At 62.8% G+C, this 285-nt stretch carries 1 protein-coding gene; it reads right to left on the bottom strand.

Annotated elements, in window-relative coordinates:
* Positions 1-285 (bottom strand): ABC transporter substrate-binding protein (locus tag ACZ3GY_RS23775; RefSeq protein ID WP_465912189.1); only part of this gene is annotated, 285 nt, incomplete at both ends.

Raw genomic sequence — 285 nt, 5'->3', positions numbered from 1 at the left:
GCTGCGGTATTCGGTCTGCAGGGCCGCGAACTTCATGTAATGCAGCCGCGCGCGGATGCCGACCTTGCGCAGGTCGCCGATGATGGCTTCGGCGATTTCACGCTCGCGGTAAGCGTAGATGTCGGTATCGAAGCCATTCGGATAACCGGCCGCCGCCAGCAGCTCCTTGGCCTTGGCCGGGTTGTAGTCAAACTTGATGGCGGCATTGCTGTCGCAGCCGAACTGCGTGCGGAAGCAGGCGGTATAGACCGGCTGGCTGCCGCCGCGCATCAGGTTCTCGGCATA

This window comes from Pseudomonas sp. PME37.24/006, assembly GCF_055556635.1.
Note: the sequence above shows the minus strand (reverse complement) of the source record. Positions and strands in the feature narration are given on the sequence as shown.